The sequence below is a fragment of the Sphingomonas melonis DAPP-PG 224 genome (assembly GCF_000379045.1).
Taxonomy (GTDB): Bacteria; Pseudomonadota; Alphaproteobacteria; order Sphingomonadales; family Sphingomonadaceae; genus Sphingomonas; species Sphingomonas aquatilis.
In genome coordinates this window covers 2507502-2531541 of the sequence record NZ_KB900605.1, presented here as the reverse complement: position 1 = coordinate 2531541, position 24040 = coordinate 2507502, and the positions used below count along the sequence as shown (strand labels likewise).

At 67.4% G+C, this 24040-nt stretch carries 13 protein-coding genes and 1 pseudogene; 12 read left to right on the top strand and 2 right to left on the bottom strand.

What is annotated here, in order from left to right:
- Positions 1-97 precede the first annotated feature (97 nt).
- The 4 genes from SPHME3_RS0112250 (at position 98) to SPHME3_RS0112235 (ending at position 5033) form a co-directional block, all read left to right on the top strand.
- Complete coding sequence (locus SPHME3_RS0112250) at positions 98-877, top strand: SGNH/GDSL hydrolase family protein (RefSeq protein ID WP_017978868.1); 780 nt, start codon at positions 98-100, stop codon at positions 875-877.
- Complete coding sequence (locus SPHME3_RS0112245; protein ID WP_017978869.1) at positions 874-3189, top strand: glycoside hydrolase family 31 protein; 2316 nt, start codon at positions 874-876, stop codon at positions 3187-3189. Before SPHME3_RS0112250 ends, SPHME3_RS0112245 begins: the two co-directional genes overlap by 4 nt.
- Positions 3190-3259: 70 nt before the next feature.
- The gene (locus SPHME3_RS0112240) at positions 3260-4405 is read left to right on the top strand and encodes an endo-1,4-beta-xylanase (RefSeq protein ID WP_017978870.1); all 1146 of its coding nucleotides are present in this window, start codon (positions 3260-3262) and stop codon (positions 4403-4405) included.
- A 49-nt stretch (positions 4406-4454) separates the two neighbouring features.
- The gene (locus SPHME3_RS0112235) at positions 4455-5033 is read left to right on the top strand and encodes a carbohydrate binding domain-containing protein (protein WP_231292011.1); all 579 of its coding nucleotides are present in this window, start codon (positions 4455-4457) and stop codon (positions 5031-5033) included.
- Between the two features lie 86 nt (positions 5034-5119).
- Here SPHME3_RS0112235 and SPHME3_RS0112230 read toward each other — a convergent pair whose 3' ends face one another.
- The gene (locus tag SPHME3_RS0112230) at positions 5120-8569 is read right to left on the bottom strand and encodes a TonB-dependent receptor (protein ID WP_017978872.1); all 3450 of its coding nucleotides are present in this window, start codon (positions 8567-8569) and stop codon (positions 5120-5122) included.
- Positions 8570-8815: 246 nt separating this feature from the next.
- Between SPHME3_RS0112230 and SPHME3_RS0112225 the strand changes: the two genes are divergently transcribed.
- The 5 genes and pseudogenes from SPHME3_RS0112225 (at position 8816) to SPHME3_RS0112205 (ending at position 17291) form a co-directional block, all read left to right on the top strand.
- Entirely contained in the window at positions 8816-10336 is a 1521-nt protein-coding gene (locus SPHME3_RS0112225; RefSeq protein ID WP_018250746.1) for a tryptophan halogenase family protein, read from the top strand.
- Positions 10333-11796 (top strand): annotated as a pseudogene (locus SPHME3_RS20065) (tryptophan 7-halogenase). The gene SPHME3_RS0112225 and the pseudogene SPHME3_RS20065 overlap by 4 nt, the downstream one beginning before the upstream one ends.
- Positions 11793-13340 carry a tryptophan halogenase family protein gene (locus SPHME3_RS0112215; RefSeq protein ID WP_018250743.1) on the top strand — a complete coding sequence of 516 codons (1548 nt, stop codon included), beginning with the start codon at positions 11793-11795 and terminating at the stop codon, positions 13338-13340. Before SPHME3_RS20065 ends, SPHME3_RS0112215 begins: the two are co-directional and overlap by 4 nt.
- A complete protein-coding gene (locus SPHME3_RS0112210) occupies positions 13337-15133 on the top strand; it encodes a glycoside hydrolase family 9 protein (RefSeq protein WP_017978876.1) in 1797 nt (598 codons plus the stop codon). Before SPHME3_RS0112215 ends, SPHME3_RS0112210 begins: the two co-directional genes overlap by 4 nt.
- A gap of 25 nt (positions 15134-15158) precedes the next feature.
- Complete coding sequence (locus SPHME3_RS0112205) at positions 15159-17291, top strand: GDSL-type esterase/lipase family protein (RefSeq protein WP_231292012.1); 2133 nt, start codon at positions 15159-15161, stop codon at positions 17289-17291.
- 16 nt (positions 17292-17307) lie between these two features.
- Here the strand turns inward: SPHME3_RS0112205 and SPHME3_RS0112200 are convergent, their stop codons facing one another.
- Positions 17308-18750, bottom strand: coding sequence for a GH1 family beta-glucosidase (locus tag SPHME3_RS0112200; RefSeq protein ID WP_017978878.1), 1443 nt, complete (start codon positions 18748-18750; stop codon positions 17308-17310).
- Positions 18751-18917: 167 nt separating this feature from the next.
- Here SPHME3_RS0112200 and SPHME3_RS0112195 point away from each other — a divergent pair, with 167 nt between their 5' ends.
- From SPHME3_RS0112195 to SPHME3_RS0112185, 3 genes are all read left to right on the top strand, one after another.
- On the top strand, positions 18918-20846 hold the full coding sequence (locus SPHME3_RS0112195) for a sialate O-acetylesterase (protein WP_017978879.1): 1929 nt from the start codon (positions 18918-18920) through the stop codon (positions 20844-20846).
- Positions 20847-20938: 92 nt separating this feature from the next.
- Positions 20939-22975 (top strand): M3 family metallopeptidase, encoded by a 2037-nt coding sequence (locus tag SPHME3_RS0112190; RefSeq protein ID WP_017978880.1) that lies wholly within the window; start codon positions 20939-20941, stop codon positions 22973-22975.
- Positions 22972-24039: a PLP-dependent cysteine synthase family protein gene (locus SPHME3_RS0112185; protein ID WP_017978881.1), complete on the top strand. Its 1068-nt coding sequence runs from the start codon at positions 22972-22974 to the stop codon at positions 24037-24039. The genes SPHME3_RS0112190 and SPHME3_RS0112185 overlap by 4 nt, the downstream gene beginning before the upstream one ends.
- Position 24040 lies beyond the last annotated feature (1 nt).

The window sequence follows — 24040 nt, the reverse complement described above, 5'->3', positions numbered from 1 at the left end:
CGACCGGCTGACAGGTTGGACTCGCGCAACCGGGCGGCTACGATAGCGCTCACAAGAGGCAGGGGAGAATGTCGTGGGCAGTGGTTGGCTGGGTGTCATGGGCGCCGCGGTGCTGGTGTCGGGCGCGGTGCCCTCCGCGGCACAGGTCAGCGTCGCCGGCGATCCCTTTGCAAGCGACCCGACCGGGATCGTCGCAGATCCCTGCCCAGCCCATCCCAAGGTCAGCTGGACCGAGCAGCAACTGCACACTCTGACCCGCGATTTCGGGCAGCTATGCCGCTATCGCGCCGCCAATGCCGCGCTGACGGAACGGCCGCGGGTCGTGTTCGCCGGGGATTCGATCACGGACAATTGGATCAATTTCGATCCAGCCTTCTTCAGCAACGGCGTGATCGATCGCGGGATCGGCGGCCAAACGTCGCCGCAGCTGCTCTTGCGATTCCGGCAGGACGTGATCGACCTGCACCCGCAGGCCGTCCACATCATGATCGGCTCCAACGACATCGCCGGCAACACCGGTGCAGCGACGATCGAGACGGTGGAAGGGCATATCGCGAGCATGGCGGAACTGGCCCGCGCGCATGGCATCCGGGTGATCCTCGCCTCCGTGCCCCCGGCCGGCGCCTTCCCCTGGGCGAAGGACAAGCAGCCGGTGCCGCAGATCGCGGCGCTGAATGCGTGGATCCGGGAATATGCCCAGCGCGAAGGGTTCACCTATGTCGATTATCATCCCATGTTGGACGACGGGCAAGGCGCGATGAAGCCGGGGCTGGCGAGCGACGGCGTGCATCCGACGGCGGCGGGCTATGCGGCGATGCGGCCGGTGGCCGAGGCGGCGATTCGCCGGGCGCTGGGTGAACGGGGAGCGGGCCGATGACGCGCCTCGCCCTGATCGCCGCGCTGCTGGCGGTCAGCGCGCCCGCCTATGCACAGCGGCTGGCGACCGTCGAGCGCCATGGGGCGCTGGTGTCGGTGGAGCCCTACGGACCGGGGATCGTGCGCGTGACGATCGCGACGGATCGGGGCCAAGCGGAAGGCCAACCCGGCTATGGCATTTCCGGCAAGAGCGATGCCGCGGGCTGGACCCGACAGCAGGGCAGCGACGGCGGCGACGTCTTCGCCTCGGGCAACCTGCGCGTCACCGTGGCGGCGCAACCCTGGCCCAAGCCGCCGAGCCAGATGGAGCGCTATTTCGCCCCGTCCCTCCCGCCCGTGTCGATCCGCTTCGACCGTGCCGACGGCACGCCGCTGACCGCGATGACCGGGTGGGAGATGGCGCCGCACGACGTGACGGGCGAGCATACGTTCCGCGTCGGCGCGACCTTCGGCGACACGCCCGACACGCATTATTACGGCCTGGGCCAATATCAGGACGGCGTGCTCGACCTGCGCGGGCGGACGATCGACTGCCGCCACGATTACGATCGCCCCGCCGGCGAAGCGGTGTGCGTGCCGTTCATGGTGACGGACAAAGGCTATGCGATCCTGTGGGACAATCCGTCGGCGACGATGGTCTCGCCCGGCCTGCACAGCCAGACGCATCTGCAATCCAACGTCGGCGAGCGCGTGTCGTTCTTCGTCATCGCCGGGCGGACCAGCGACGATCTGTATGCGGGCTATGCCAGGCTGACCGGCGCGACGCCGCTGCCGCCTAAATCGGCGTTCGGCCTGATCCAGAGCAAGGCGCGCTACGAGACGCAGGCGGAGCTGACCGCCGTGGCGGACGGATACTGGCAGCGCCGCTATCCACTCGACATCATCGTGCTCGACTGGTTCTACTGGACCCGGATGGGGCAGATGGACATCGACCGGACGGCGTTCCCCGATCCGGTCGCCATGAACGCCCATCTGAAATCGCAGGGCGTCCGCAGCATCGTGAGCATCTGGCCGCGGTTCGAGAAGGAGAGCCGCTGGTTCGACACGCTCGCCGCCAAGGGCTGGCTGCTGCACGACGCGGAGGGCAAGCCGGTGGACGAACTGCCGATCCGGTCGGATCGGGCGGGTGCGCTGATCGACAGCACCAACCCGAACGCACGCGCCTGGTATTGGGGCAAGATCCGCGACGATATCTTCAGCGCCGGCTTCGATTTCGCCTGGCTGGACGAGACCGAACCCGATCTGGTGCCGGACGGCTTCCATTATGCGATCGGCACGGGTGATCGCTATCACAACGTCTTCCCGCTGCTGCATACGCTGAGCGTCGCGGAAGGCTCGGCGCGCGACCGGCCGGATATGCGCAACCTGATCCTGTGCCGGGCGGCGTATCTGGGGACACAGGCCAATGGCTGTCTGTTCTGGTCATCGGACGTGCGATCGACGTGGGAGGCGTTGCGGCGGCAGGTGCCGGCAGGGCTCGGCATGACGGCAAGCGGGATCGCCTATTGGTCGAGCGATACGGGCGGGTGGCAGTGGCCCAACGGCCCGGCGGCGCAGCGCCCCGTGCTGATCGATCCGGCGGGGGCGACCGCCATGGCGCCGTCGTATCGCGACTATCCCGAGCTGTTCGTGCGCTGGTTCCAGTATAATGTGTTCACGCCGACGCTCCGCATCCATGGCCAGCGACCGGCGACGGCGATCTGGGACTATGGCACGGCGGCCGAACCGGTGCTCGCCGCATCGCTGCGGCTGCGGTACGAGCTGCTGCCCTATATCTATGCGCTGGGACGCCAGACCAGCCTGACCGGCGCACCGTTCATGCGGGCGCTGTTCATGGACTTCCCCAACGACGCGGCGGCCAAGACGCTGGGCGATGAATATATGTTCGGCCCCGCCCTCTTGGTCGCGCCCGTCACCGAACAGGGGGTGACCAGCCGCCGCGTCTATCTGCCCGCCGGGACGGACTGGTACGATCTGTGGACGGACAAGCGCCACACCGGCGGCCAGTGGATCGACGCGGCGGCGCCGATCGACCGCATCCCGGTGTTCGTACGCGCCGGATCGATCCTGCCGATCGGAGAGCAGGTGCAAAGCACCGCACGCGAGCAAGGGCTGGCCAAGGTCCGCGTCTATCCGGGGCGGGACGCACGCTTCACGCTGTATGACGACGACGGGACGACCAACGCCTGGCGCACGGGGGGCGGACGCAGCGCGACATTGGTGTGGGACGATGCCCGCGGCCAACTGTCGGTGGAGGGGCGGCTGCCGACCGGGCAGGCGCTGGATCCGCTGGTGATGGTGATCGGGCGGTAGCGGCGCTGCGTCCTTGACGGCAGCGGCGGCGAGGCCAATGATAGCGATAACGAAAGTTGGAGAGGCTATCATGGCACCGCCGTCGCGACGCGATATTTTGGGAAGCGCGGCGCTCGCCGTCGCCGGCATGGCGGCGCCGGCTGCATGGGCCGCGCACCCCGCCGACAGTCTGGAGGCGATCGCCGCGCGCAAGGGGCTGCGCTTCGGATCGGCGATCCCGTGGCAGCCGGGCTCGCCGCCGGGCCTGCCGGTCCGCGACCCGGCCTATGCGCGGCTGATCGCCCAGCAATGCGGGCTGGTCGTCGCCGAAAACGAAATGAAGTGGCAGCGGCTGCGCCCGGCGCCCGACGTGTTCGACTTCGCGCCCTTCGATACGATCGTCGCTTGGGCGGAGCACAACGGCCTGGCGGTGCGCGGGCACAATCTGTTGTGGCATCAGCCGAAATGGCAGCCAAAGTGGCTGAACGCCTATGATTTCGGCAGCCGGCCCCGTGCCGAGGGCGAACGGCTGCTGACGACGCATATCCGCACCGTGCTCGGTCGGTATGGCAACAAAATCCGCAGCTACGACGTCGTGAACGAGGCGGTCGATCCGGCGGACGGCCACCTCTACGAGACCGCGCTGTCGAAGGCGATTGGTGGCGCGGAGCCGACGCTGGACCTTGCCTTCCACACCGCGCGCGCAGCCGCGCCGGGCGCGCAGCTGGTCTATAACGATTATATGAGCTGGGAACCGCACAACGAGGCGCACCGCGCGGGGGTGCTGCGGCTGCTCGAGGGGTTCCGGCGGCGCGGCGTGCCGGTGGACGCGCTGGGCGTGCAATCGCACCTCATCACGCAGAGCACGGATGCCCGCGCCGATGTCGGGCGGTTGCAGGGCGAGTGGCGGCGCTTCCTGGATGCGGTGACGGGGATGGGCTATGCGTTGCTGATCACCGAGCTCGACGTGCGCGACAACAACCTGCCTGCGGACATTGCGGTGCGGGATCGTGCGGTGGCGGACTTCACCCGCGGCTATCTGGACGTGACGCTCGCCTATCCGCAGCTGCGCGACGTGCTGGTGTGGGGCCTGAGCGATGCGCACAGCTGGATTCCGGGGTTCGAGCCCCGCGCCGATCGTGCCGCGCGGCGCCCGACCCCGTATGATGCGGCGCTGCGGCCCAAGCCGATGCGCACCGCCATTGCGGACCCCTTTGCCGCGGCGCGTCCGCGCTGATCCGTTTCCGGACCGGCATGAAGCCGGCCGGCCATACAGGGAGACGATGATGAGGGTTATGTTCGCAGCGGCGCTCGCCATAGTGCCGCTGAGCGCCGTGGCGGCGGGACAACAGGCGGCGCCGGCACAGGGGAGCATCTTCGACAAGGCGATCAATCAGCCGGGTATCGGATGGAGCATCTATGGTCCCGGCCAGACCGCCAAGCAGGTGCCGGCGACGGACGTGCCCGGCGGTGCCGCCGTGCGCGTGCAGGTGAGCAAGGCGGGCGCGAACGTATGGGACGTCGGCGCGATCTATCCGACGATCAAGCCGATCGCGGCCGGCGAAACGCTGCTGGTGATGGTCTATCTGCGCGCGCCCGATGCCAAGGACGGCGCGACCGTGCCGATCCCGGTCAACGTCGGCGGCGCCGATGCCCCCTACCCGCAGATTACCGGCGAGACGGTGAACGTCGGCGCTGGCTGGAAGCGCTATTTTGTGTCGGGCGTGTCGAACCAGGCGTTCGCGGCGGGCAAGGCGCGGATCGGCATACAGCTCGCCGGAGCGAAGCAGGTGATCGAGGTGGGGCCGGCGTTCCTGCTCGATTTGGGCGCCGGGTTCGATCGGTCGAAGCTGCCGCATAACTGACGGATACGAACAATGGCCGGCACCTCGATCACGAGGAACCGGCCCGGCACGGTGGAGGCGGCGGGGATATCCCGCCGCCTTTTTCGTCAGAAGTTGCCGCGCAGGATGAACGAGAAGCGGCGGTCGTTCATGAAGTAGGAACGCGGGGCGAGTTGGGCGGGATCGCCCGTATACGCCTGCAATGTCTTGGTGACGGTGTTGGTCAGGTTCACGCCTTGGACGCCGATCTTGATCGCCTTCGTCACATTCAGGAACGCAGACGCGTCGAGCTGACCCGAGGCGTCCTGGAAGATCGACGTATAGGGGAAAATCACGTCCGCCGCGGTCAGCAGATACTTCGAGCGCCAGTTGTAGGCGGCACGCAGCGAGATCGGCCCCTTTTCGTAGAAGAGCGTCGCGTTGACGTTGTGCTTCGACAGGCCCTCCAGCGGCAGGCTGCCACGCACCGTCTGCGCAGCCACGTTCGTCACCGGCGCACCGCCGTTGAGGAACGAGTTCGGCAGGCCCGAGCTTTCGATATACGAATAATTGCCGGTGAAGCCGAAACCGTTGAGGAAGCCGGGCAGGAAGCTGAACGTCTGCTGGTAAGCGACCTCGACACCCTTGATCTTGCCGTGACCGTTATAGTTCGCCGGCCCGCGGGTCAGCAGCGGGAACGTGACGCCATTGTTCTGGAGCGGCAGGCTGACGACCGACTGGTAGAAGAAGTTGGACACATCCTTGTAGAAGGCGTCGACGGTCAACGACCCGACCTTCGAGAAGTACCATTCCGCCGTTGCGTCGAACTGCCATGCCGTTGCCGGCTTCAGATACGGATTGCCGACCGTGCTGAGGAAGTTGCCGTTGCCGTCAATCGTGATCTGCTGGAAGTTGCGGATCAGCGCTGAATCCGGCCGTGTCAGCACCTTCGATCCGGCGAGACGCGCGATCAGGTTACGCGTGACACCGAACTTCAGGTTCACGCTCGGCAGCCAGTAGGTGTAGCTGTTCTTCGCCTGATTGTAGAGGTTGACCGAGTTTACCCCGGCGAACTGCTGCAGCAGCGCATAGCCCGTCGGCCCCAGGTTGCAGACGCCTCCAGGCGTGCTGGGCGTCGCACCGGGAGGGGCACCGGCAGGGGGAGCCGCGATGGCGCAACGCGAGCTGTACGGGTTCGAGATGTTCAGCGTCGCCTGGTTGGGCACCGTGGTCGTGCCGAACGAATCGAGACCCGTGCGCACATAGCGGACGCCGGCGTTGCCGCTGAAGTCGAGACCACTGCGCGACTTGAACGAAATCATCGCATAGGCGGCGGTATCGCGCTGATGCACGCGCTGGATTTCGCTGGGCAGATAGGGCGTGCCCGCCACAACGCCCGGACGCTCGGCGAGCGGCAGCCACTGCTGCTGCGTATTGCCGTTCTGGTTGCGCGATACGGCTTCCACCTGCTTCAGGAAGTTCACCGCCGTGCCGTAGCCGTTGATCATGTCGCCATTGTAGAAATAGGCGCCCGGCGGCGAGTTGGTGGCTCCGCGGAAGAAGTTGGGGAAGGTGTAATATTGCGCCTGGTTGCCGCCGTATTGATCGAGCGTGACCGGATAATTGCCCGCCCAGATTTCGCTGAGCATGCCCCAATTATACGTCGAATACTTCACATTCTGGTCGCGATCGGCATAGCGTGCGCCGAAACGGGCCTTGTTGAAGAAGCTGTCCTCGGCGAAGTCGTAGGTGACGTCCGCCTTGAACTGATATTCCTGACCGACGCTATCTTCGCTGTGGTCCATCGCGGCGCGCCAATATTGCGCGCGGGGATCAGCAAAATACTGGGCGTCGGTTTCGCCCGCGAGGATCGTATTCGCCGGCTGCGCCCAGCTCGCCGACAGCGTGTTCGGCTTATGTGAGATGACGCTGGGCAGCTTGCCCGTCAGATCCAGCTCCTGATCGGCGAAGGTCGCGCCGAAGATGCTCAGGCTGTAGTTATTGTGTTCCGACCGCGTATAGTCCGCATCGAGGTTGATCGACCACCGCTCAGCCGGATGGATTTCGGCGTTGAGGCCGTAATCGCTGACGAGGTTGCGATCATAGGTCTGCCCGCGCGCGAGCTGAAGCTGCGCGCCGCCGGTCGGCAGGAAGGTGGTGGCCGGCGCGCCGCTACGGCTGGTGCGATAGCCGGTGCCCGGCGACGTGATGTAGCCACTCTGAAACAGCCCGTTCGAATCGTAGACGTAATTCTTGAACTGGCCGACCGGGCACTCCGCCCGCACCGTGCCATTGCCGTTGTATAGCGGGCCGTCGTTGTTCTGCACGCAGCCGACCGGGAAGGTGCTGTATTCCGACAGATCGGGCGCCGCTTCGAACGTGTGCTCATCCGTCGTGTTGGTGGTGTGCGAGCGCAGATATTGCGCGGTCAGCAGGAAGGACTTGTCGCGCGTTTCGAACTGCGCGGCCAGCGCGATGCCGTCGCGCTTACGGTCGAATTCCTGCGTGCGATACTGGCCGCCGAGCGGGGCATAGGCCTTGGGCAGCAGATCGGCGAAGCCATCCGCCCCCGCCGTCGATGCCGTGCCGCACGCCGATCCGGCCGGCGGCAGCGTCGTCGTGTTGCTGTTGCTCGGCAACGGGTTGCGGCAGACGAGCACGCCATTGCCGTTCTGGAAGGGCACCTGCGTGTTGTCGCGCGTCTGGAAGTTGGTGATCTGCACGCCATCGGCGCGGCTGCGGATACGTGAATAGGATAGATCGCCCAGGATGCCGAACGTGCCGATCCCGGTTTCGAAGGTGTCGCTGATCAGGATCGAGCCCGTCGGCGTCCACTTCTTGCGGAAGTCGCCGTAATTCCCCTCGGCATCGACGCCCATGTGGAAGCCGCGATTGTCGAAGGGCTTGCGCGTGTTGAGGTTGACCGTACCGGCGAGGCCGCCCTCGATCGCGGCGGCGGTGACGTTCTTGTACACCTCGACCGAGCCGAGCAGTTCGGCGGGAACGTCCGAGAAGTTGAGCGACTGGCCACCGATGCCCGCCGCGAAGGCATCGCGGCCGTTGAATTCGGACCGAACGAAGTTGAGACCGCGGACGACGACGCCCGATCCTTCGACAGAGAAGTGGTCGGGATCGTTGGCGGCAGCGAATCGGCTGATCGACACGCCCGGCACGCGCTGCAGCGCCTCCGTGACCGAGCGATCGGGCAGCGCACCGATGTCGGTCGCGGTGATGGCATCGACGACGGTATCGGAATTGCGCTTGATGTTCTGCGCATTGGCGAGGCTCTGACGAATGCCGGTGACGACGATGTCGTCGGGCGATGCCGACGTATCGCTCGCCTGCGACGTCGCGGCCGGATCGACCTGTGCGCTCGCGGCGGGCGTGGTGGCCGACGCGGTGCCTGCGGTGCCAGTGCCGGCCTTCGCCGCGGTCGGGGAGGTTTGTTCGGTCTGCTCGACCGATTGCGCATGGGCGACGCCCGTTACGCTGGCGATGCAGAGGGCTCCCACCGAGGCGCCGCGCAGGAGGCGGACGAGCGATGTGGCAGTGGAATGCGATGGCGCGGTTGGGCGCATGATGATCCTCCCCAATGAGCCGCACGGTTTCGAATCCGCGGGTCTCCTGTTCTATTTGTCTGAGCAGAGCGGCGGTCCAACTGCAATGGTTGCGGTAACGCCCGCTCCGGTGCCATTACATTTTATGTCTCCAGTGTGATTTTCAAGCAACATTGGCGCATCATCCGAACTGCTGTAGGACATCGACCGGAGAAGACACCGCATGGAATGGGAGCGCCACCATACGGGTGTCGGGGAGGGATGAGGATGGCCGGGGAACGGCAACGGACGACCCGCGTGGTCATCGTGGGCGGCGGGACCGCGGGCTGGATGACCGCGGCGGCGATCGCGCGATTGCTGCCGCATCGCGCTGAGGTTCACCTGATCGAATCGGAGGCGATCGGCGTGGTTGGCGTCGGCGAAGCCACCCTGCCCCATATCCGTGCCTTCAACGAACGGCTGGGCATCCCCGAGGCGGAATTCATGGCGCGGACGCGCGCGACGTTTAAGCTGGGGATCGAGTTTCGCGACTGGGGTGCGATCGGCGACAGCTATATCCACCCGTTCGGTACGTTCGGCACCGGATCGGGCGCGGTCGATTTCCACCATTATTATACGCGACTGCTGCGCGAGGGCGCCGAGCTGCCGCCGCTCGACCGGCTGTCCTATGCCTGCGCGCTGGCGCGCGAGGGGCGGTTCGCCATGCCGGAGATGGACCGGCGGTCGCTCGCGGGGACGTTCGGCTATGCCTATCAGTTCGATGCGCTGCTGTTCGCGCCCTATCTGCGCGGTCTTGCCGAAGAGATGGGCGCACGGCGCAGCGAAGGGATCGTTGTCGACGTGGAACGCGATGGCGAGAGCGGCGATATCGTCGCGGTAACGCTGGCCGATGGCACGCGGATCGAAGGCGACCTGTTCGTCGACTGCTCCGGCTTCCGATCGCTGCTGCTGGGCGAGGCGTTGGGCGAGCCGTTCGAGGACTGGTCGCGCTGGCTGCCCGCCGATCGGGCGGTGGCGATGCCGTGCCGGACCGAGACGGCGGTGACGCCCTATACTAGCGCGATCGCGATGCCGGCGGGGTGGCGCTGGCGCATCCCGCTGCAACACCGCACCGGCAACGGCTATGTCTATGCCAGCGACTTCCTGAGCGACGATGCCGCCGCCGCCGCGCTACGTGGCGTGGTGGAGGGCGAAGCGCTCGCCGACCCGCGGCCGCTGCGCTTCAAGGCGGGGCGGCGGCGGCAGAGCTGGTCGCACAATTGCGTTGGGATCGGGCTGGCGAGCGGGTTTCTGGAGCCGCTCGAATCGACCAGCATCTATCTGGTGCAGCAGGCGATCACGTTGCTGATCGAGCTGTTCCCGGACGGGCGCACCAGCGCAGCGGATCGCGACGAGTTCAACCGTGTGATCGACCTGGAATATGACCGGATCCGCGACTTCCTGATCCTGCACTATCACGCGACGACGCGGAGCGACTCGCCGTTCTGGGATTATGTGCGGACGATGCCGATCCCCGACAGCCTGTCGGAGAAGCTGGAGCTGTGGCGCCGGCGCGGCCGGGTGGTGAAGTATCGTGAGGGCGTGTTCCTGGATGCATCGTGGATCGCGGTCTACATGGGCCAGGGCATCGTACCGCAGGGGTGGGACCCGCGCGCCGATGCGGCCCCCGGCGGCGACCTGCGTCGTGGCATTGGCAATCTTGCCGAACAGATTGCCGCAGAGGTGGGGCGACGGCCTGGGCACCGCGCGTTCATCGACGGCTATTGCCCGATGGCGGACGCGGCGTGACGCAGGATCGCGCCATTCGCAGCATTCTGGTGGCGGGGGGCGGGATCGTCGGCTGGCTGGCCGCCGCCGCCTTGAAGCGGCGCGCGCCGTTTCTGGCGGTGACGCTGCTCGACGCGGCGCCGTCGCCGAATGCGCTGGCCGATCGGATCGCCTACACCCTGCCCTCGCTCGCCGGTTTCCATGCCGATCTGGGCATCGGTGACGAGGACGCCGTGGTGCGCACTGGTGCCGGCTATCGGCTGGGCACGCGCTTCGTCGGGTGGGGACGCGACGACGCGGACTATGTCCATGCCTATGATCATTATGGCCAGGCCTTTGGCGCGACGGCGTTCCACCTGCACTGGCTGCGCGCCGAGCGGGAGGGGGCGGTGCCGCGGTACGACGCGTTCGCGCCCGCCGCCGCGCTCGGTCGGGCCGGGCGATACGCACCGCCGACGCCGGGAACGATCTTCGCTCGGCATCAGCCGGGGCTGACGCTGGACCTGCCGCGCTACACGCGGATGATCCGGGCCTTTGCCGCCCATGTCGGCGTGGACGTGGTGGCGGGAGAGATCGGCGACATCGCACGCGACGGCCGTCGCGGGATCGCGGCGGTGGCGCTCGCCGACGGGAGACAGCTGGCAGCGGACCTGTACGTCGATGCGACCGGGCCCGAGGCGCGGCTGCGCGATGCGATCGACACCGCGCGCGACGATTGGGGCGCGTGGCTGCCGTGCGATCGGGTGATGCTGGCCGATGGGCCGCCGGCCGAGCCGCCGCTGCTGACGCCTGTCACCGCGCATGCGGCGGGCTGGTCGTGGAATGGCGGCACGTAGCGCGGCATCGTCTATGCCGCCGATCGGCTGGCCGATGACGATGCAGTAGCAATGCTGGGGACGGCCGGTGCTGCGCCTGTCATAATCCGACCGGGGACGCGCCGGGAGCCTTGGCGTGGCAATTGCGTCGCGATCGGCGACGCCGCGACGGCAATCGATCCGCTGGAATGGTGCAACCTGCACCTGGCGCTGAGCGCGATCGATCGCCTGATCGCGATGCTGCCCGACCGGGACATGGCGCCGGTGGAGGCTGCGGATTTCAATCGCCAGACGCTCGCGGAGGCGGAACGCGTGCGGGACATGCTGGCGCTGCATTATCGCGCGACCGCCCGGCCGGAACCGATGTGGCGGGCGGTGGCCTTCGCGGCGCCGCCGGATAGCCTGGCCCATACCCTACGCCAGTTCGAAGAGCGCGGGCGCCTGCCCTTCTACGGAGAGGAAACCTTCACGCGCGACGGCTGGGCGGCGGTACTGATCGGTCAGGGGATACGCCCGCGCCGGATCGATCCCTTGGCCGACGCCGTGCCGCTGGCCGACGCGCATGCGGCGATGCATGGCATCACCGATGCCATCGCGGCAGCGCTGCCGCATGCCCCCACCCATGCCGCCTGGCTGGCGGCGCAAGCGAGGCGCCTGGCCCGATGACCCTGCCCGTCCCCGACCATGCCATCCGCAGTATCGTCATCGTCGGCGGCGGCACCGCCGGCTGGATGGCCGCCGCCGCGTTCTCGCGCCTGCTCAACACCGGCTATACGCGCGTCACGCTGATCGAATCGGAAGAGATCGGTACGGTCGGCGTCGGCGAAGCGACCATCCCGCCGCTGCTGAATTTCAACCGGATGCTGGGGATCGACGAAAACGAGTTCCTCGCGGCGACCGCAGGCACGTTCAAGCTCGGCATCGAATTTCGCGACTGGGGCGCGATCGGCGATCGCTACATCCATCCGTTCGGCACCTTCGGGCAGGATTTGCAGGGCATATCCTTCCACCAGCTGTGGCTGCGCGAGCGCAGCCGTCGGGCGATTCCGGACATCACCGCCTGGTCGATGAGCGCGCAGGCGGCGGCGCGCGGGCGGTTCGGCCGAGCGCGCGAAGATGCGCGCTCGCCGGTGCGCGAGCTGTTCTACGCCTATCATTTCGATGCCTCGCTCTATGCGCGCTATCTGCGCGGTTACGCCGAGCGCGGCGGGGTGACGCGGATCGAGGGGCGGATCGCCGACGTCCGGTTGCGGGGCGAGGATGGCTATGTCGAGGCCCTGACGCTCGTCGACGGGCGGCAGGTGGCGGGCGACCTGTTTATCGACTGTTCCGGCTTTCGCGGGCTGTTGATCGAGGAGGCGCTGCACACGGGCTATGAGAGCTATGCGCAGTGGCTGCCTTGCGACCGGGCGGTGGCGGTGCCGTGTGCGCTGCCCAGTGCGCGCGAGCCCGATCCGTACACCCGTGCCACCGCCCGTGCGGCCGGCTGGCAGTGGCGTATCCCGCTGCAGCACCGGATGGGCAACGGCTATGTCTATTGCAGCGAATTCCTGTCCGACGAGGCGGCGGAGTTCGATCTTCTCGCCAGCCTCGAGGGCGAGCCGCTGGGCGATCCCCGCCGCCTGCGCTTCACCGCGGGACGGCGGCGGCAGAGCTGGAACCGCAACGTCATCGCGCTGGGGCTGTCGAGCGGCTTCATCGAACCGCTCGAATCGACCAGCATCCATCTGGTCCAGGCGGGCATTCAGCGGATCGTCGCGATGTTCCCCGACACGCGCTTCGACCCTGCCGAACGCGACGAATTCAACCGCCAGCTGCACGATCTGTACGAGGACATCCGCGACTTCATCATCCTGCATTATGCCCAGACCCGGCGGACCGACACGCCATTCTGGGATCGCGTCCGCACCATGCCGCTGCCGGACAGCCTGACCCGCAAGCTGGAGCTGTGGCGCGGCAAGGGGCGGCTGTTCCGCGAGGGTTACGATCTGTTCAGCGTGCCGAGCTGGGTCGCGGTGTGCCTGGGCCAGGGGCTGGTGCCATCGACCTGGGAGCCGGCCGCAGACGCGCTGGACGAAACTCTGGTCGCCGAGGCAATGGAGACGATGCGGCGCGGCTATGCGGACACCGCCGAGCGGCTGCCGACACATGGCGATTTTCTGCGGATGGTGGCCCCTTCCCCGCTCGCCAATTGGGGGCAGACCCGATGAGCAAGGCCTGGGCGCTGCTGTTGCCGCTGGCGCTGGCGGGCGCGGCGCCACCTCCCCCGGCGGTGTATCTCAACCAGATCGGCTTTCGCCCCGATACGGCGAAATGGGCGATCCTGTCGGACGATGCCAAGGCGCCGCTGCCCTGGCGCGCCGTCGATGCAAGCGGTAAGGCTGTAACGGAGGGCAAGACCCGGCCGTTCGGCGACGATGCGGCATCGGGCGATCACGTCCATCAGATCGACCTGAGCGCGGTGCGGGTGCCCGGCACGTATCGGCTGACGGTGGATGGCGTGACCAGCCACCCCTTTACGATCAAGGCCGACACCTATGCGCCGCTGGCCCGCGCGGCGCTGAACTTCTTCTACCAGAACCGCGCCGGCATCGCGATCGACGCGCGCTTTGCCGGTGGCCCGCAATGGGCACGCGCGGCGGGGCATCCGCATGAGGTTGCGACCTGTTTTGCCGGACGCGATACCGCCGGCACGGTCTGGCCCGGGTGCCGCTATACATTGGACGTGACCGGCGGCTGGTATGATGCGGGCGACCACGGCAAGTATGTGGTCAACGGCGGCATCGCACTGTGGACGTTGCAGAACCTCTACGAGGTCAATGCCGCGGCACCGCCGTTCGCCGATGGCAGCGCGGTGCTGCCCGAGGCAGGCAACGGCATCAACGACCTGCTCGACGAGAGCCGATGGGAAATGCGGTTCCTGCTGGCGATGCAGGTGCCGGATGGCACGCAACTGGCGCTGCCGGTCGGGCCGCAATCACGCCGGCCGATGACGCTGACCAGCGTCGATGCCGGTGGCATGGCGCATCACAAGGTGGCCGATCGCCACTGGACCCCGCTGCCGACCATCCCCGCCGAGGATCGCGAGGAGCGGTTGCTGTATCCGCCGAGCACCGCCGCCACGCTGAACCTGGCAGCCACCGCCGCGCAATGCGCGCGGATCTGGCGAGTGATCGACAAGGCCTTCGCGCATCGCTGCCTGGTGGCGGCCGGCAAGGCCTACCGAGCGGCGGTGCGCAACCCGGATATCTATGCCGCACAGGATTTTGACGGCAGCGGCGGCTATGGCGACACGCACCTCCACGATGAGCGCTATTGGGCGACCGCGGAGTTGTACGCGACGACCAAGATGCCAGAGCTGGCCGAGGCGCTGCATCGCATGCCGCTGCATGGCGCACCGCTGTGGGGCGAAGCGGGCTGGGCCAATGTCGGGACGCTGGGGACGATCACGCTGGCGACCGCCGATGGCGTCCCCTTGGCCGAACGCGATGCGGCACGGGCAAAGCTCGTGGCGCTCGCCGACGCATTCCTGGCGGAGCGGGAGCGGTCGGGGTATCACCTGCCCTATGCGACCACCGACTATGTCTGGGGATCGAACGGCGCGATCCTGAGCCGCGGCATCGTGCTCGCCCTGGCGGCGCGCTTTACCGGTGAGGCGCGCTATCGCGATGCGGTGGTCGATACCGCCGATTACGTGCTGGGGCGCAATCCGCTGGATCAGAGCTATGTCACCGGCTTCGGATGGAAGCCGATGCGGTACCCGCACCATCGCTTCTGGGCGCATCAATTCGACGCGCGACTGCCGGGGCCGCCGCCGGGCGTGCTGAGCGGGGGGGCGAACAACACGTCCTTCGCCGATCCCGTCTCGGCCTCGCTGAAGGGGCGATGCGTCGCGCAGCGGTGCTGGCTGGACGATTCGCGGGCCTTTGCGGACAACGAAGTGGCCATCAACTGGAATGCGCCACTGGTCTGGGTCGCGGCGTATTTGGCGATGCCGCGCTAGGCATCGGGTTGAGAGGATCAGGCGGATGAGGGCGGCATGGCGGGACCGGGAGCGGCGGACGACGATGGTGACGGGCGGCACGCTTCTGCTCGCCGGGATAGCGGCGGCGGGTTGGGCGCAGGGGCCGCACTGGGTGCCCGCCTGGGGATCGGCCCAGATGGTCGCCGCCCAGGCCGAAGCCGACAAGCTGGCAGCGCTGGGGCCGGTGACGGTGCGGCAGATCGTCCACCTTTCGGGCGGTGGCACGATGGTGCGCGTGCGGCTGTCGAACAGCGCCGGCACTGCGCCGCTCCGGATCGACGCCGCCGCGCTGGGCAAGGGTGCGCCCGCCAGTGCTATTGTCACCGCCAATGCGCGGCTGACCTTCTCGGGAGCACCTGCGGTCACCATTCCGGCGGGCGCCGACGTCTATTCGGATCCGCTGCCGCTTGCGACCAAGGCGGGGGACGATCTGACGATCAGCCTGTTCTTCCCCGATGCGCCCGCCCCACGCACCGGCCACCCCGGCGCCCGCGCGACGACCTTTGCGGCGCGCGGCAACCAGACCGCCGCTACGACGCTGACCGACCCGCAGACGATCGGCGGATGGTGGAGCCTCGCCGATGTAGAAGTCAGCGGTGGTGGCACGACGGGGACGATCGTCGCGATCGGCGATTCGATTACCGATGGCCGCGGCGTGCGTGACGATGCGAACACGCGCTGGCCCGACGAATTCGCGCGCCGCCTGTCCGCGAACCGCGCCACGGCGGGCCTGTCGGTGGTCAACGCCGGGATCGGCGGCAATCGGGTGCTGCTCGACGGCGCCGGCCCCAATCTGCTCGCGCGCTTCGATCGGGACGTGATCGACCGGCCCAACGTGCGCGCGGCGATCGTTTTGGAAGGCGTCAACGATCTCGGCACATTGACCCGCGACCGACCCGTGGATGCCGCGACGCATCGCGCGATGGTTACCGCCATCACCGCTGCGTATCGCCAAATCGCGGCGCGAGCTCACGCGCATGGCATCCGGCTGATCGGTGGTACGATTACGCCGCTGGTCGGCAACGCCAATTATCATGCCGGCCCCGAAACCGAGGCGGACCGGCAGGCGATCAATCGCTTCATCCGGACCTCCGGCACGTTCGATGCGGTGGTCGATTTCGACGCGGCGGTCCGCGATCCGGCACATCCGGATCGGCTGCTGCCCGCTTATGATACGGGGGACCATCTTCATCCGAATGAAGCCGGCTATCGCGCGATGGCCCAGGCGATCCCGCTTTCGCTCTTCGCCGAGCGACGCATCCTTGGCGCCGCCGCCCCGATCACGGTCGGGCCGCGGCCCCCGTCGCGGCAGATCGCGCTGACCTTCGACGACCTGCCCGCGCATGGTCCGTTACCGATCGGGGACAATCGCCTGCGCATCGCGCAGCGCATCATCGCGGCGCTGAAGGCCGAACGGGCGCCCGCGTTCGGCTTCTACAACGGCGGCTTCGCCAGCGATGCGACCGCGCCCCAGGTGGTCGCGGCGTGGCGGCGTGCCGGGCTGCCAATCGGCAACCACAGCTGGAGCCACGGCAATCTGGCGACGACGACCGCCCCGGCCTTCCTCGCCGACGTCGCTCGCAACGAGCCGGCGCTGGCCGCGGCCGGCAAAGGCAGCGACTGGCGCTGGTTCCGCTATCCCTTCCTCAGCGAGGGCAAGGACATGGCGCAGGTCGGCGCGGTGCGCGCAGGGTTGCGGGCCAAGGGCTATCGCATCGCCGCGGTGACGATGAGCTTTGGCGATTATGGCTGGAACGATGCTTATGCGCGCTGCGTCGCGAAGAACGACGCCGCCGCCATCACGAGCCTCGAAACCAGCTTTCTCGCCGCCGCACGCGCGCAAGCGCTCCGATCGCGCGCCTTGTCGCAAGCCGCGCTGGGGCGCGACATTCCCTATGTGTTGCTGATGCATCTGGGGGCGTTCGATGCACGGATGATGCCGCGCCTGCTGGCGCAGTATCGCGAGATGGGCTTTACCTTCACGACGCTGCAACGCGCGGAGGCGGACCCCTTCTACGCGGCAGCGACCGATCTGGCCTTGCCGGGCCCCAGCCCGACGCTGGAAGCGGCTGCGGCGGCGAAAGGGGTCCCCATCCCTGCCGACGCCCCGCTGCCGCCCGCCACGCTCTGCACGTGACGGGGCGGCGCATGCGTCAGACCAAGGCGTTGCGGCGGATCAGTTCCTTATACCACAGAGCGCTCAGCTTCGGCGTCCGCTTCTGCGTCGCGAAGTCGACGTGGTGGATGCCGAAGCGCTTGCCATAGCCATCCGCCCATTCGAAATTGTCCATCAGGCTCCAGAGGAAATAGCCCTTGAGCGGATAGCCTTCGGCGGCTGCGCGGCGGAACTGGCCCAGGTAATTGCGCAGGTACATGATCCGGTCGGAATCATCGACCAGCCCGCTCGCGTTGACGGGATCGTCCGCCGAACAGCCGTTTTCGCTGATGTAGATCGCCTTAGGCTTCCACAATTCGCTGACCGCCCGCACGCCCCAATAGGCGACCTCCGGCCCCACATACAGCCAGGGCGATGCCATCCGCGGTGACGAGGGCAGATGCGGCAGCGGCGTGTAACCGCGCGGCGCCGACGGATCGGCCTTCACATAGGTCGGCGTATAGATGTTGAGCGCGACGAAATCGATCGGACTGCCGATCGCCGCCATGTCGCCTGCCTGCACCTTGGGCGCGTCGGCCCCGGCGGCGCTAAGATAGCTGTCCGGATAGGCCCCCTCCATGATCGCGGTCAGGAACATGGCATTGTCGTCGCGCAGCGCCTTTTTCGCCGCCTCGATATGATCGGGCGTCTCGATGACCGGGACGAAGATGTTGGCGTTGTCGGCAAGGCCCACCTCGGTCCCGGCCCGCGCGCTGGCGCGAATGGCCTGCACCCCCAGGCCATGCGCCAGCACGCCATGATGGCGGACCTGGTTGACCTGTCCTTGGGGCAGCTTCAGCCCCGGCGCGTGGATACCGACCATATGGCCGAGATCGGTGAAGCAGCGCAGCTCGTTGACCGTCATGAAGCGGTGGACGCGGTCGGACAGCTTGCCCGCCATGACGCCCGCATAGTCGGCGAAGGCCTTGGCGGTGTCGCGGTTCTGCCAACCGCCGGGCAGCGCCTGCGGCAGATCCCAGTGGAACAGGGTGACGTTGGGCTGGATACCCGCCGCCAGCAGGCCGTCGATCACGCGGTTGTAATAGTCGATGCCCTTCTGGTTCGGCTTGCCGCGACCGTCGGGAAAGATACGCGACCAGGCGATCGACAGGCGATATGCCTTTACGCCGAGGGCCTTCAGGAGGGCGATGTCGTCCGTGTACCGGTGATAGCTGTCGCAGGCGACGTCGCCGGTATCGCCATTGGCGACCTTGCCCGGCGTATGCGAGAAAACGTCCCAATTCGTCTGCCCTCTGCCGTCCTCCGTCACCGCGCCTTCGATCTGATACGAGGCAGTGGCGCAGCCCCACAGGAAATCCTTGGGAAAGCTGAGGTCTTGCGGCTTCATCGGATCGGCGCCCGCAACCGTCGCGAAGCCATTCGCCGCCAAGCCGGCCGCGCCGCCCAACATGCCCTTCGTCAGAAAATCACGGCGATCCATGCGCTCTCTCCCATCGTGATATCGTTAGCATGACGTGTGTCAGAAGATTCGCCCGATGGGAAGCGGGCGACCGTTCTTATGGCTGGAGCCTTTTCTCGTGTCGATGATGGCGCTACCATAGCCGAAAAGGCGTCACCGTCGAGCGCCGATTATTGAGAGGGCCTGTCATGAAACCACTGTTTGCCTTGCTGCTCGTCGGAACGAGTGCCGCGGCCGGTGCCGCGCCCCGGCTCGATGGCGTCCTGACCGACCATGGTGTGATCCAACGCGGCCAAACCGTCGACCTGTCGGGCGATGCGGCCCCCGGCGAAACGGTGATGGTGACGCTCGCCGGGCACAGCGTCACCGCCCGCGCCGACCGCAACGGCCGCTTCGCTGCTCAGCTTCCCGCGCTGCCCGCCGGCGGCCCCTATGACCTGACCATCGCCGCTCCGAGTGGCGCCGTGGTCGTACGCGACCTGCGGGTGGGCGATGTGTTTCTCTGTTCGGGGCAGAGCAACATGGAGATGACCGTCTCGAGCGCGCAGGACATGATCGCCGACGCGCATGCCCCCGCCGACGACAGACTGCGGCTGCTCACGGTGGCGAAGGTGTCTTCCGCGACGCCTCTGGCCCGCTTTGCCGAACAGCCCCGCTGGGTCGCGGCGACACCCGACAACGTCCCCGCCTTTTCGGCCGCCTGCTATTACATGGTGCAGGCGCTGCGCCGCACCGCCGACGTGCCGATCGGCGCGATCCATTCGAGCTGGGGCGGGTCGCGGATCAGCGCGTGGATGAGCGACGCCGCGCTGCGCGCTGCCGGCATGGCGGATGCCGCCGACCTGCTGGCGCTGTATGCGCGCGATCCCGCCGCGGCCAATGCGCGCGCGATGGCCGCGTGGGAGGATTGGTGGCGGAAGGGATCGGGCGATGCAGCAGGACATGAGCCTTGGCAGCCGGAAGCGCGGCTCGACTGGCGGCCGGTGCCGTCGATGACCAACTTCGAATATTGGGGCGTGCCGGAACTCGCCGATTATAACGGTATGCTCTGGTATAGCCGCGATATCGATGTCTCGGCTGAGCAAGCGCAGGGCCCGGCGACGCTCACGCTGGGCGCGATCGACGATGCGGATCGGACCTGGGTCAATGGTAAGGGGGTTGGCGGCAGCAGCCTGGCATCGCAGATGCGGGTCTACGCCCTGCCCGCCGGTACGCTGACCGCTGGACGCAACGTCATCACCGTCAATGACGATGACGTCTACGCGCTCGGCGGGATGACCGGTCCGGCCGAGGCGATGCGGATCACCTTTGCCGATGGCAGCAGCATTCCGCTGGGTTCCGGCTGGCGTTACGCGATCGCCAAGCGCTTGAACGGTGCGGCGCCGCGCGTGCCCTGGGACGACATCAACGGCGCGGGCACGCTGTACAATGCGATGATCGCGCCGCTGGGGCAGACGCACGTCGCGGGCATCGCCTGGTATCAGGGTGAATCGGATACCGGCATTCCGGGATACGACCGGCGCCTTGCCGCCATATTTGCCGACTGGCGCACGCGGCTGGGCAGCTCGCAGGCGGCATGGGGCGTCGTGCAGTTGTCGTCCTACGGCGCCATCCCCAGCGCGCCGAGTGAAAGCGGCTGGGGCGAGGTACGCAACACGCAACGCGTGGTTGCCGAGCGCGACGGACGTGCGGGCATCGCGGTATCGCACGATATCGGAGATCCACTGGATATCCACCCTGGTGAGAAGCATGCGGTGGGCCAGCGGCTTGCCCGCGTCATGCGCGCCATCGTCTACAAGGACGCCATCGGCGCGTCGGGGCCGGCCATTGCGACAGCCCGCACGAGCGGCACCGGCGTGGCGTTACGGTTCACTGGCGTCACCGGGATGCTCCATGCGCGGGGCGCAACGCAGGCGATCGGCTTCGAACTGTGTGACGCTGCGCCGGGCACGTGTCGCTTTGCCGCGGGCACCACGGTCGGTAACGATGGCGTGATGCTGTCGGGCGACGGCAAGCCCGTCACGCGCGTGCGCTACGCATGGGGGGACAGCGCGATCACCAACCTGACCGACGATGCCGGGCTGCCGGTGGGGGCGTTCGAGATATCGGTGTCCTGAACGCCGGTCCGCCATCCCGTCATTCGCACGATTGATGGCCCTATCGTCAATTCGGATTTGCGATTGGTGGCGCGAGCGGCTTTATCGGCGCGATGGCTACTTCGACGACCAATCCGCTGCTCGATACCGATGCGCTGCCCCGTTTCGCCGAGATCACGCCCGAAATGATCGCGCCTGCGCTGGACGTCGCGCTGGCCGAACATCAAGCGACGGTTGCCGCGATCAAGGCGGCAAAGCCCACCGATTTCACGTCCGTATGGCTGCCCTATGAGCGGGCGAACACGCGCATCGACGCGATCTGGTCTGCGGTGTCGCATCTGCACGGCGTTGCCGACACGCCCGACATTCGCGCGGCGCACGCCGAAGCGCAGCGCCGGCTGACCGAGCATAGCATCGCCGTCGGGCAGGACCGCGACTTCTACGACATCCTCGTCGGCCTGACGACATCGCCCGAGTTCGCCGCCCTGCCGGTGGCCGATCGTGTCGCAGTGGAGCATGCGGTGCGTGATTTCCGCCTGTCGGGCGTGGCACTGGATGCCGGGGATCGCGACCGCTTTCGCGACATCTCGGTCGAATTGTCGGCGCTGTCCAACGCCTTCGGCAGCGCGGTGCTGGATGCGACCGAAAGCTGGAGCGAGCATGTCACCGACGTGGCGCTGCTCGATGGCGTATCGGACGCGGACAGGACGATGTTTGCCGCCGCCGCAAAGGCCAAGGGGCTCGACGACTGGCTGGTCACGCTGCAGCAACCCAGTGTCAACGCCATCCTGACCTTCGCGACGAACCGCGATCTGCGGGCGCGGGTCTATCGCGCGTCGGCGACGCGGGCATCGGATCAGGGGCCGGATGCCGGAAAGTTCGACAATTCGCCGCGCATCGCCCGCATCCTGGAGGTGCGGCATGAGGCCGCCCGGCTGCTGGGCTTTGCGGATCCCGTCGAATGGTCGCTCGCCACCAAGATGGCACCCAATGCGGGCGAGGTGCTGGCCTTCCTGCGCGACCTGGCGCGCCGGGCCAAGCCGGCCGCGGAGCGGGACCTCGGCGAATTGCGGGCATTCGCCGCCGCGGAGTTGGGCATCGCCGATCTGCAGCCGTGGGACGTCGGCTTCGCCTCGAACAAGTTGCGCCAGTCGCGCTACGCGGTCGACGAGCAATTGGTGCGCGCCTATTTCCCGGTCGAGCGCGTCGTGGCGGGGTGGCAGGCGCTGCTGACCCGGCTGTTCGGCGTCACGCTGGTCGAGCGTCACGACGTGTCGCTCTATCATCCGGATGCGCGCTATTTCGACGTGATCGACGAGGGCGGCACGGTGGTGGCGGGGATGTACCTCGACCTCCACACCCGCGCCGGCAAACGGGGCGGCGCCTGGATGAGCGAGGCACGGCCGCGGCTGCATGACGGCAATACGATCGCCAATCCGGTGGCCTATCTGGTGTGCAACTTCCCGCCGGCGAGCGAGGGGTCGCCGGCGCTGCTAAGCCACAACGACGTCACCACCTTGCTGCACGAGACGGGCCACGTGCTCCACCTGCTGTTCACGCGGGTGAACCGGCCGAGTATCGCCGGCACCAACGGGTTCGAATGGGACGCGATCGAGCTGCCCAGCCAGCTGATGGAAGATTTCGCCTGGGATGCCGATGTGCTGACCGGCATGTCCGGCCATGTCTCAACCGGCGAGCGCCTGCCGCAGGACCTGTTCGATCGGATGGTGAAGGCGCGGCATTTCCAGGCGGGGCTGTTCATCGTCCGCCAGGTCGAATTCGCGTTGTTCGATCTGCTGCTTCACTTGGGCACGATGGGATCCGACCCAATCGAGGTGATCGAGGCGGTGCGCGCCGAGGTGGCGGTGATCCGCCCGCCGGCGTGGAATCGCTTTCCGCATGCGTTCAGCCATATCTTCGCGGGCGGCTATGCCTCGGGCTATTACAGCTATCTGTGGGCGGAACTGCTCGCCGCCGACGGCTTCGACCGCTTCCGTGAGGCGGGCCTCGTCGACCGCGCGACCGGGGATCTGTTCCGCGAGGAAGTGCTGGCGCGCGGCGCGACACGGCCGGCGGCGGACAGCTTCCGCGCGTTCCGTGGTCGCGACCCCGATCCGGTCGCGATGCTGGTGCGGCACGGCCTGCAATGATGCGGACGCGAACCGACCGAACCTGGCTGGCCGAGGCGGTGCGGCGGATCGAGGCGGACTTCAACCGCTCCGCCGACACGCATCTGATCCGCGTCGACCTGCCGCGCTTTCCGGGCATCACGCTGTATCTGAAGGACGAAAGCTCGCATCCGACCGGCAGCCTGAAGCATCGGCTGGCGCGCTCGCTATTCCTCTACGCCTTGTGCAACGAGTGGATCGGGCCCGACACCTGCGTGATCGAGGCGTCGTCGGGCTCGACCGCAGTGAGCGAAGCCTATTTCGCGCGGATGCTCGGGCTGCGGTTCATCGCGGTGGTGCCCGCCAGCACCGCGGCGCCGAAGCTCGACGCGATCCGTTTCCATGGCGGCGAAATCCATACGGTCGACGATCCGCGTGCGATCTACGAGGCATCGCACCGGCTCGCTGCGGAAACCGGCGGTCATTTCATCGACCAGTTCACCTATGCCGAGCGCGCGACCGACTGGCGTGGCAACAACAACATCGCCGAATCGATCTTCGCGCAAATGGCGGCGGAGGAGCATCCGGTGCCGTCCTGGGTGGTGTGCGGCGCAGGAACCGGCGGCACGTCGGCGACGATCGGGCGGTTCATCCGCTATTGTCGCTATGACAGCGAATTGTGCGTCGCCGACCCCGTGCATTCGGTCTTCCACCGCCATTTCGAGGATGCCACGGTAACCGCCTTGCCCGAAGGCTGCGGTTCGCGGATCGAAGGGATCGGCCGCCCCCGCGTCGAGCCGAGTTTCGTGCCGAGCGTCATCGACCGTATGATCGCGGTCGAGGATGCGGACAGCATCGGCGCGATGCGCGCGCTGTCCGACCGGCTGGGGCGGCGGGTCGGCGGGTCGACCGGCACCAACCTGATCGCCTGCATGACGTTGATCGACGACATGGCGGCGGCGGGCCGCACCGGCAGCGTCGTCACATTGCTGTGCGACGGGGGCGAGCGATACGGATGCACCTATTACGACGATGCGTGGCTCAGCGCCCATGGTGTCCATTGGGAAGCCGCAGCGGCGCGAACCGCTGCGTTCCTGGGGTCATAAG

Excerpts from the sequence above, each read along its gene's own strand:
- SPHME3_RS0112200 (WP_017978878.1), bottom strand. The coding sequence starts at position 18,750 with ATGGATCGCCGTGATTTTCTGACGAAGGGCATGTTGGGCGGCGCGGCC.
- SPHME3_RS0112240 (WP_017978870.1), top strand. The coding sequence starts at position 3,260 with ATGGCACCGCCGTCGCGACGCGATATTTTGGGAAGCGCGGCGCTCGCC.
- SPHME3_RS0112185 (WP_017978881.1), top strand. The coding sequence starts at position 22,972 with ATGATGCGGACGCGAACCGACCGAACCTGGCTGGCCGAGGCGGTGCGG.
- SPHME3_RS0112245 (WP_017978869.1), top strand. The coding sequence starts at position 874 with ATGACGCGCCTCGCCCTGATCGCCGCGCTGCTGGCGGTCAGCGCGCCC.
- SPHME3_RS0112235 (WP_231292011.1), top strand. The coding sequence starts at position 4,455 with ATGAGGGTTATGTTCGCAGCGGCGCTCGCCATAGTGCCGCTGAGCGCC.
- SPHME3_RS0112250 (WP_017978868.1), top strand. The coding sequence starts at position 98 with ATGGGCGCCGCGGTGCTGGTGTCGGGCGCGGTGCCCTCCGCGGCACAG.
- SPHME3_RS0112190 (WP_017978880.1), top strand. The coding sequence starts at position 20,939 with ATGGCTACTTCGACGACCAATCCGCTGCTCGATACCGATGCGCTGCCC.
- SPHME3_RS0112230 (WP_017978872.1), bottom strand. The coding sequence starts at position 8,569 with ATGCGCCCAACCGCGCCATCGCATTCCACTGCCACATCGCTCGTCCGC.
- SPHME3_RS0112215 (WP_018250743.1), top strand. The coding sequence starts at position 11,793 with ATGACCCTGCCCGTCCCCGACCATGCCATCCGCAGTATCGTCATCGTC.
- SPHME3_RS0112205 (WP_231292012.1), top strand. The coding sequence starts at position 15,159 with ATGAGGGCGGCATGGCGGGACCGGGAGCGGCGGACGACGATGGTGACG.
- SPHME3_RS0112195 (WP_017978879.1), top strand. The coding sequence starts at position 18,918 with ATGAAACCACTGTTTGCCTTGCTGCTCGTCGGAACGAGTGCCGCGGCC.
- SPHME3_RS0112225 (WP_018250746.1), top strand. The coding sequence starts at position 8,816 with ATGGCCGGGGAACGGCAACGGACGACCCGCGTGGTCATCGTGGGCGGC.
- SPHME3_RS0112210 (WP_017978876.1), top strand. The coding sequence starts at position 13,337 with ATGAGCAAGGCCTGGGCGCTGCTGTTGCCGCTGGCGCTGGCGGGCGCG.